Here is a 1469-nt window from a genome sequence, read left to right as displayed (position 1 = left end):
CGGCCGCCCCCCACCCCTCTGCGGGCCCCCGGCCGCTTGCCGGGGGCATCACGCCGGGCCGGGCGGTAGTCGGACCTCTCACCAGCGTCTCCCACGGCGCCTCTCGGGTCCGGTGACACCCACCCCAGGTATGCGCTCGACACAGGGGAACCGTCATGCCGGGCCCGCAGGCCGGCCGTCCCCTCGCAGGACCACCGGCCCGCGGCGGCGCCCCCGCATCACGTCCCCGGGCCCTACCGGACACTCGCCTCCACCACGGAGATCGCCGCCGGGGTCTGCACGACCCGCTCCAGGCGGAAGCCCGCCGCGGCCAGCAGCTCCGAGTACTGCGCGGCCGTCCGCTCCCTGCCGCCCACGAGCAGCATCAGCCACAGGTCGACCAGCTTCGACGCGTGCGGGGCGTTCGGCCTGTCCGGCACGACCATCTCCATCAGCAGCAGCCGCCCGTCCGGCCGCATCGCGGCCCGCACGTTGCGCAGGATCTCCACGGCCCGCTCCTCGGGCCAGTCGTGCACGATGTGCTTGAGCACGTACGCGTCCCCGCCCTCGGGCACCGGCCCGAACAGGTCGCCGGTCACGACCTCGCACCGGTCGGCGACCCCCTGCCCGGCCAGGTACGCCGCCGCGCCGTTCTCGCCCGCCCGCGGGTCGGACAGGATCCCGCGCACGCCCGGCGACTTCTTCAAGATGCCCGCCAGCAGCTCGCCGCGGCCCGCGCAGAAGTCCACCACCGTGCCGAACCGCGAGAAGTCGTACGCGGCCAGGACCGGTTCCGTCTCGGTGGCGGACATGGCGCCCATGCCCCTGGTGAACACCTCGCCGTACTCCGGCTTGGCCTCCAGGAACTCGAAGGCCGTCATGCCGCGCAGCTTCGGCAGGCTCGGCTCCCCGGAGCGCACCGCGTCCACGAAGTGCGACCAGTCCTCCCAGTGGACCGGGTGGCCCATGAGCACCGCGATGCCGCGCATCGACATCGGGGCGTCCTCGAGCAGCGCGCCCGCCATCGGGGTCAGCGCGAAACTGCCGTCCTTCCGCTCGGCGAAGACGCCGTTCGAAGCGAGCAGCCGCAGGACCCGCCGCAGCGACTCCGGATGGGCGCCGACACGTTCGGCCAGCCGCGCGACGGGCAGCGGCCCGTCCCGCAGCGCTTCGGCGACGCGGAGCTCCGCGGCGGCGTAGACGGCCTGGCTGAGCATGGCGCCCTGGACCATCTCGAGCAGCGAGAACGGCGCGGGGGCCAGCTTGCGCACCAGTGCCTGCAGAGCGGTGCGCACGCCTTCGACGGCCCGGACGATACGGGCGGGCGGCAGCGGCATGGGTTCCTCCGTGATGGGCGGCGGGCGGCCGCGGTGGTCCACCCGCGGGCGGGCAGGCCGGCGCGTACGCGGCCGGAAACCGCCGGTACGCCCGGAGCACCCACTGTCCGGCGGCCCGGACGGGCCCGGCTCGCGCCCCGCTCGAATCCCGCC

Annotated in this window: 1 protein-coding gene; it reads right to left on the bottom strand. The window is 75.2% G+C overall.

What is annotated here, in order from left to right:
- Window positions 1-233: 233 nt before the first annotated feature.
- Window positions 234-1316 (bottom strand): methyltransferase, encoded by a 1083-nt coding sequence (locus GUY61_RS38280; protein ID WP_208106985.1) that lies wholly within the window; start codon window positions 1314-1316, stop codon window positions 234-236.
- Window positions 1317-1469: the final 153 nt, after the last annotated feature.

It is taken from the genome of Streptomyces sp. GC420, from assembly GCF_009916105.1.
GTDB lineage: Bacteria > Actinomycetota > Actinomycetes > Streptomycetales > Streptomycetaceae > Streptomyces.
This window is presented reverse-complemented; position numbering and strand designations above follow the sequence as displayed.